Origin of the sequence: Pseudomonas sp., from assembly GCF_035277045.1 — a bacterium.
Classification (GTDB): Bacteria; Pseudomonadota; Gammaproteobacteria; order Pseudomonadales; family Pseudomonadaceae; genus Aquipseudomonas.
In genome coordinates this window covers 1-6,854 of record NZ_DATELE010000190.1, presented here as the reverse complement: position 1 = coordinate 6,854, position 6,854 = coordinate 1, and the positions used below count along the sequence as shown (strand labels likewise).

Here is a 6,854-nt window from a genome sequence, read left to right as displayed (position 1 = left end):
CTTGACGCGGCTGAAATCGAAGCTGTCCACCTCGCGCACGCGCAGGCTCTTGCTGCGGAACATCACGCCGCTGCCGGCGGATTCGTTGCTGGCCAGCAGATGCAGGGTCGCGACGGGAAAGTCCAGCTCTTCGAGGATCTGCACAAGGGTTTCGCCGACGCTGCCGGTGGCACCGACAACGGCAATATCAATGGGCTGGGTCATGGAGAAATCCTCTGCGAAAACGACGGGAGCGGCACTTTACTTGGATTATCGGATGGCGTCGCGCGCATAAAAAAACCCGCGCTGTCACCAGCACGGGTTTCTCATCACACAGACGGCGATCACCGCTCCAGCAGGATCCGCAGCATGCGGCGCAGCGGCTCGGCGGCGCCCCACAGCAGCTGGTCGCCAACGGTGAAGGCGCCCAGGTACTGGGAACCCATGTTCAGCTTGCGCAGACGGCCAACCGGGATGTTCAGCGTGCCGGTGACGTTGGTCGGGCTCAGCTCCTGCATGCTGATGTCGCGGTGGTTTGGCACCAGCTTCACCCAAGGGTTGTGCTGGCTGATCATGCCTTCGATATCGGCCAGCGGCACGTCCTTGTTGAGCTTGATGGTCAGCGCCTGGCTGTGGCAGCGCATGGCGCCGATGCGCACGCACACGCCGTCGACCGGAATCTGCTTGCCGTTGCGGCCGAGGATCTTGTTCGCCTCGGCCTGGGCCTTCCATTCCTCGCGGCTCTGGCCGTTCGGCAGTTCCTTGTCGATCCACGGGATCAGGCTGCCCGCCAGCGGCACGCCGAAGTTCTCGGTCGGGTAGGCCTCGCTGCGCATGGCCTCGGCGACCTTGCGATCGATGTCGAGGATGGCGCTGGCCGGGTTGGCCAGGTCATCGGCAACGGCAGCGTTGGTCGCGCCCATCTGGCGGATCAGCTCGCGCATGTTCTGCGCGCCAGCACCCGAGGCCGCCTGATAGGTCATGGCGCTCATCCACTCGACCAGACCGGCTTCGAACAGCCCGCCCAGGCCCATCAGCATGAGGCTGACGGTGCAGTTGCCGCCGATGTAGTTTTTGGTGCCGGCATCGAGCTGCTGGTCGATCACCTTGCGGTTGACCGGGTCCAGGACGATGACCGCGTCATCCTGCATGCGCAGGCTGGAGGCGGCGTCGATCCAGTAGCCCTGCCAGCCGGCTTCACGCAGCTTGGGGAAGACTTCGTTGGTGTAGTCGCCGCCCTGGCAGGTCAGGATCACATCGAGGGTCTTGAGCTCTTCAATGCTGTAAGCGTCCTTGAGCGGGGCAATGTCCTTGCCCACCGCCGGACCCTGGCCTCCCACATTGGAGGTGGTGAAGAACACCGGCTCGATAAGGTCGAAATCCTGCTCTTCCAGCATCCGCTGCATGAGCACGGAACCGACCATACCGCGCCAACCGATCAGACCTACACGTTTCATCGCAACAACACCTTTGCTAAAAAGTGGGCCGCTGCCTGAGGGAAAGGCGGCAGCGGGCCAGAGAGATTACAGATTCCGCAGCGCCGCGACTACTGCGTCGCCCATTTCCTGCGTACCCACCTTGCTGCAGCCGGCCGACTGGATATCACCGGTGCGCAGCCCCTGGTCCAGCACCAGGCTGACCGCCTTCTCGATGGCGTCGGCGGCGGTGTGCTGGCTGAAGCTGTAACGCAGCATCATCGACACCGACAGAATGGTCGCCAGCGGGTTGGCGATGCCCTGACCGGCGATGTCCGGCGCCGAGCCGTGGCACGGCTCGTACATGCCCTTGTTGTCGGCATCCAGGGACGCCGAAGGCAGCATGCCGATGGAACCGGTCAGCATGGAAGCCTCATCCGACAGAATGTCACCGAACATGTTGTCGGTCACCACCACGTCGAACTGCTTGGGCGCGCGCACCAGCTGCATGGCAGCGTTGTCGACATACATGTGGCTCAGCTCGACGTCCGGATAGTCCTTGGCCACTTCTTCGACCACTTCACGCCACAGCTGGCTGGAGGCCAGCACGTTGGCCTTGTCCACCGAGCACAGCTTCTTGCCGCGCACGCGGGCCATGTCGAAGCCGACGCGGGCAATCCGGCGGATTTCGCTCTCGCTGTACGGCAGGGTGTCGTAGGCCTGGCGTTCGCCGCCTTCGAGCTCGCGAGTGCCTCGTGGCGCGCCGAAATAGATGCCGCCGGTCAGTTCGCGGACGATGAGGATATCCAGACCCGCGACGATCTCCGGCTTGAGCGACGAGGCATCGGCCAGCTGCGGGTAGAGGATGGCAGGACGCAGGTTGGCGAACAGGCCCAGTTGCGAGCGGATCTTCAGCAGACCGCGCTCGGGACGGATGTCGCGCTCGATCTTGTCCCACTTCGGCCCGCCGACCGCGCCCAGCAGCACGGCATCGGCCTTGCGCGCGCGCTCCAGGGTCTCGTCGGCCAGCGGCACGCCGTGCTTGTCGATGGCCGCGCCACCGATCACGTCGTGCTCCAGGGTAAAGCCGAGCTGGAACTTGTCGTTCGCCAGCTCCAGCACCTTGACCGCCTCGGCCATGATTTCCGGACCAATGCCATCACCTGGGAGAATCAGAATCTGCTTGCTCATGCGTTCCTCTATCCATTCAAGCGGCGCGCCTGGTCGGCGTGCCGGAAATAACTAGCGTTCAGCCCACAGCACCAGTACATCGGTGCTGAACGACCCGTCGGCTTCGATCTGGTAATACTGCCGCACCTCCTCGCCCATCGCCTGCTGCAATTGGCGGATGGCCTCGCGCATCGGTGCCGGGGTGCGCATGCGTTCGACCCAGGAAGTGTACTCCAGGCGCAGCGGCTGGCGGCTGTGGCTGCGGGTGAACAGGCCGGCCTCGCTGACCTGCTGCAGCCACTCGCCGGCCGAGTAATCGCGCACATGGCTGGTGTCGCGCAGCACTTCGACGCTTTGCAGGTAGGTGTCGAGCAGCGGGCTGCCCGGGGACATCACGTCGATGAACGCCGCCACGCCGCCCGGCTTGAGCACCCGGCGCACCTCGCGCAGGGCCAGGCCCAGGTCGCTCCAGTGGTGCGCCGAATAGCGGCTGAACACGAAGTCGAACGAGGCATCGGTGAACGGCAAACGCTCGGCCGGGCCGCACTCGGTGCGAATGTTCGCCATGCCGCGCTCCGCGGCGGCGGACGCCACCACGTCGAGCATCTGCTGCGAAAGGTCATAGGCCACGACTTCGCGCACCAGCGGGGCGACATTGAAACTGACATGGCCGGCACCGCAGCCCAGGTCCAGCAGGCGGGCGTCCTCGCGGCCGGCGAGTTCGGCCTGGAGCAGCGCGAATTCGCTGCCCTGGGCGTGCACGGCGCTGGTCAGGTAGGCCGAGGCCTGTTCGCCGAACTGGCGCTGGACGACTTCGGTGTGGGCTTTGGTGCTGGTCATCTGGATCTCCTTCGACTTCATCGCGGGACTAGCCCGCTCCCACAGGGGCACTGGCACATGAGCACTGCCACATCAGCAGTCCTGCATGAGCACTGCCACTTGAGCACTGCCACAGGGGCAGTCCTGCATGAGCACTCTCACATGAGCACTGCGGTACCTGTGGGAGCGGGCTCGTCCCGCGATGGGGTTCAACACATCACTCAAGCGTCGCGAAACAACCACGGCTGGCTGGCGCGGTGCTTGCCTTCGAATGCCTTGATGGCATCGCCGTCCTGCAAGGTCAGGCCGATATCATCGAGACCATTGAGCAGGCAATGCTTGCGGAAGGCGTCGATCTCGAAACGCAGCACCTTGCCATCCGGACGGGTCACCGCCTGGGCCTGCAGGTCGATGATCAGCTGGTACCCCGGGTTCGCCTCGACCTGCTTGAACAGCTCGTCGACTTCCTCATCCCCGAGGATGATCGGCAGCAGCCCGTTCTTGAAGCTGTTGTTGAAGAAGATGTCAGCGAAGCTCGGCGCGATGACGCTGCGGAAACCGTATTCATCGAGCGCCCAAGGCGCGTGCTCGCGGCTGGAGCCGCAACCGAAGTTCTCGCGCGCCAGCAGCACGCTCGCACCTTGGTAGCGCGGATGGTTGAGCACGAAGTCGGTGTTCAGCGGACGCTTGCTGTTGTCCTGGTACGGCTGGCCGACGTCGAGGTAGCGCCACTCGTCGAACAGGTTGGGACCAAAGCCGGTGCGCTTGATCGACTTGAGGAATTGCTTGGGAATGATCTGGTCGGTGTCGACGTTGGCGCGGTCGAGTGGCGCGACGAGACCGGTATGCTGGGTAAAGGCTTTCATGCTGCGCTCCCTTGGATCAACTCGCGGACATCGACGAAGTGGCCGGTCACGGCGGCGGCCGCGGCCATGGCCGGGCTTACCAGGTGGGTACGGCCACCGGCGCCCTGGCGGCCTTCGAAGTTGCGGTTGGAGGTGGAGGCGCAGTGTTCGCCGCTTTCGAGGCGGTCAGGGTTCATGGCCAGGCACATGGAGCAGCCGGGTTCACGCCACTCGAAACCGGCGTCGATGAACACCTGATCCAGCCCTTCGCGCTCGGCCTGCGCCTTGACCAGGCCCGAGCCCGGGACGACGATGGCCTGCTTGACGGTCGCGGCGACCTTGCGGCCCTTGGCGATCTCGGCGGCCGCGCGCAGGTCCTCGATCCGCGAGTTGGTGCACGAGCCGATGAACACGCGGTCCAGGCGGATGTCGGTGATCGCCTGATTGGCATTCAGGCCCATGTACTTGAGGGCACGCTCGATCGAGCCACGCTTGACCAGATCCGGCTCGGCGGCCGGATCAGGCACGCGCTGGTCGACGGCCAGGACCATCTCGGGCGAGGTGCCCCAGCTGACCTGCGGCTTGATCAGCGCGGCGTCGACTTCGATCACGGTGTCGAACACGGCATCCTCATCGGACACCAGGTCCTGCCAGGCAGCGACCGCGGCGTCCCACTGCTCGCCATTCGGTGCATAAGGGCGGCCCTTGACGTAGGCGATGGTGGTGGCGTCGGTGGCCACCAGGCCGACACGGGCACCGGCTTCGATCGACATGTTGCAGATGGTCATGCGGCCTTCCATCGACAAGGCGCGAATCGCGCTGCCGGCGAATTCCATGGCATGGCCGTTGCCGCCGGCGGTGCCGATCTTGCCGATGATCGCCAGGACGATGTCCTTGGCCGTCACGCCGAATGGCAACTCGCCTTCGACGCGCACCAGCATGTTCTTCATCTTCTTGGCGACCAGGCACTGGGTGGCGAGCACGTGCTCGACCTCGGAGGTGCCGATGCCATGGGCCAGGGCACCGAAGGCACCGTGGGTGGAGGTGTGCGAGTCGCCGCAGACCACCGTCATGCCCGGCAAGGTCGCGCCCTGCTCGGGGCTGATGACGTGGACGATGCCCTGGCGCACGTCATTCATCTTGAATTCGTTGATGCCGTATTCGTCACAGTTCTCATCGAGGGTCTGCACCTGCAGGCGCGACACCTGGTCGGCGATGGCCTCGATGCCGCCCTTGCGCTCCGGGGTGGTCGGCACGTTGTGGTCGGGGGTGGCGATGTTGGCATCGATACGCCATGGCTTGCGGGCGGCCAGGCGAAGGCCTTCGAACGCCTGCGGCGACGTCACTTCATGGATGATATGGCGATCGATGTAGATCAGCGACGAGCCATCGTCGCGCTGCTTGACCACATGCGAATCCCAGAGTTTGTCGTACAGCGTTCTGCCGGCCATCAGACGGTTCCTCATCAGTTTCTACGCCAATTAACCCCTTGGCTTGTATGGACGATGCTATGAGTTTAGATTGAATAACTCAAATTCATAATTTTCATGCTTTGGATAACCAGAAGGAATTGAATGATGGACCTGGCGAACCTCAGTGCCTTTATAGCCATTGCCGAGGTCGGCAGTTTTTCAGGGGCCGGTGAAAGGCTTCACCTGACGCAGCCGGCGATCAGCAAACGCATTGCCGGCCTTGAGCAGCAACTCGACGTCCGCCTGTTCGATCGCCTGGGCCGCGAGGTGAACCTGACGGAAGCCGGACGCGCCCTGCTGCCGCGCGCCTACCAGATCCTCAACGTACTCGATGATACCCGGCGCGCACTGACCAATCTAAGCGGTGAAGTGACAGGTCGACTGACCCTGGCCACCAGTCACCACATTGGCCTGCATCGCCTGCCCCCGCTGCTGAGGGCGTTTACCCGGCAGTACCCCTCGGTGGCGCTGGATATCCAGTTCATGGATTCGGAAGCGGCCTACGATGAAATTCTCCATGGCCGGGCGGAAATCGCCGTCATCACCCTGGCACCCGAGCCGCACCACCTGGTTCGGGCGGTATCGGTGTGGGACGACCCGCTGGATTTCGTGGCCGCCCCGGAGCATCCGCTGATCAGCAACGGTGCGGTCAGCCTGGCGGACATTGCCCTGCACCCCGCGGTTTTCCCCGGCGGCAACACCTTTACCCACCATATCGTCCAGCGCCTGTTCGAGGCCCAGGGCCTGACGCCGAACATCGCCATGAGCACCAATTATCTGGAGACCATCAAGATGATGGTCTCGATCGGCCTGGCCTGGAGCGTTTTGCCGCGCACCATGCTGGATGAGCAAGTGGCGCGCATACCTTTGCCGGGCATACAGCTCAGTCGCCAGCTAGGCTATATCCTGCACACCGAACGGACGCTGTCGAATGCGGCAAAGGCCTTCATGGCTCTGCTGGATGCACAAATCGATCAGCCAGGGACTCGCGGCTAAGCTGTGCTACTTCTATTGTTCTAGTCCTGGATCCGCAAAACCCTGTGCCTAACGCCCAATTCAGCCCAAGGCCTGTTATCCATGCCCAAATCTGTTGAACGTACGCCGCCGATGCCGCGAATTCAGGCAATTGACCCAAAACGCTCCGAGCAGAGCTG

Annotated in this window: 6 protein-coding genes and 1 pseudogene; 1 reads left to right on the top strand and 6 read right to left on the bottom strand. The window is 63.6% G+C overall.

Going from position 1 to position 6,854, the window contains the following annotated elements; translation table 11 throughout:
- The 6 genes and pseudogenes from VJS90_RS09895 to leuC form a co-directional block, all read right to left on the bottom strand.
- Nucleotides 1–204, bottom strand: a pseudogene (locus tag VJS90_RS09895) (N-acetyl-gamma-glutamyl-phosphate reductase); the annotation flags it as partial.
- Between the two features lie 119 nt (nt 205–323).
- Nucleotides 324–1,436 carry an aspartate-semialdehyde dehydrogenase gene (gene asd, locus VJS90_RS09890; protein WP_324121465.1) on the bottom strand — a complete coding sequence of 371 codons (1,113 nt, stop codon included), beginning with the start codon at nt 1,434–1,436 and terminating at the stop codon, nt 324–326.
- Nucleotides 1,437–1,502: 66 nt separating this feature from the next.
- The gene (leuB, locus tag VJS90_RS09885) at nt 1,503–2,585 is read right to left on the bottom strand and encodes a 3-isopropylmalate dehydrogenase (RefSeq protein WP_324121463.1); all 1,083 of its coding nucleotides are present in this window, start codon (nt 2,583–2,585) and stop codon (nt 1,503–1,505) included.
- 51 nt (nt 2,586–2,636) lie between these two features.
- Nucleotides 2,637–3,404, bottom strand: coding sequence for a class I SAM-dependent methyltransferase (locus VJS90_RS09880; protein ID WP_324121461.1), 768 nt, complete (start codon nt 3,402–3,404; stop codon nt 2,637–2,639).
- Between the two features lie 200 nt (nt 3,405–3,604).
- Nucleotides 3,605–4,249, bottom strand: coding sequence for a 3-isopropylmalate dehydratase small subunit (gene leuD, locus VJS90_RS09875; RefSeq protein ID WP_324121460.1), 645 nt, complete (start codon nt 4,247–4,249; stop codon nt 3,605–3,607).
- Nucleotides 4,246–5,679, bottom strand: a complete 1,434-nt coding sequence (gene leuC, locus VJS90_RS09870; protein WP_324121458.1) for a 3-isopropylmalate dehydratase large subunit — start codon at nt 5,677–5,679, stop codon at nt 4,246–4,248. The genes leuD and leuC overlap by 4 nt, the downstream gene beginning before the upstream one ends.
- Nucleotides 5,680–5,805: 126 nt before the next feature.
- Between leuC and VJS90_RS09865 the strand changes: the two genes are divergently transcribed.
- Complete coding sequence (locus VJS90_RS09865; RefSeq protein ID WP_324121456.1) at nt 5,806–6,696, top strand: LysR family transcriptional regulator; 891 nt, start codon at nt 5,806–5,808, stop codon at nt 6,694–6,696.
- Nucleotides 6,697–6,854 lie beyond the last annotated feature (158 nt).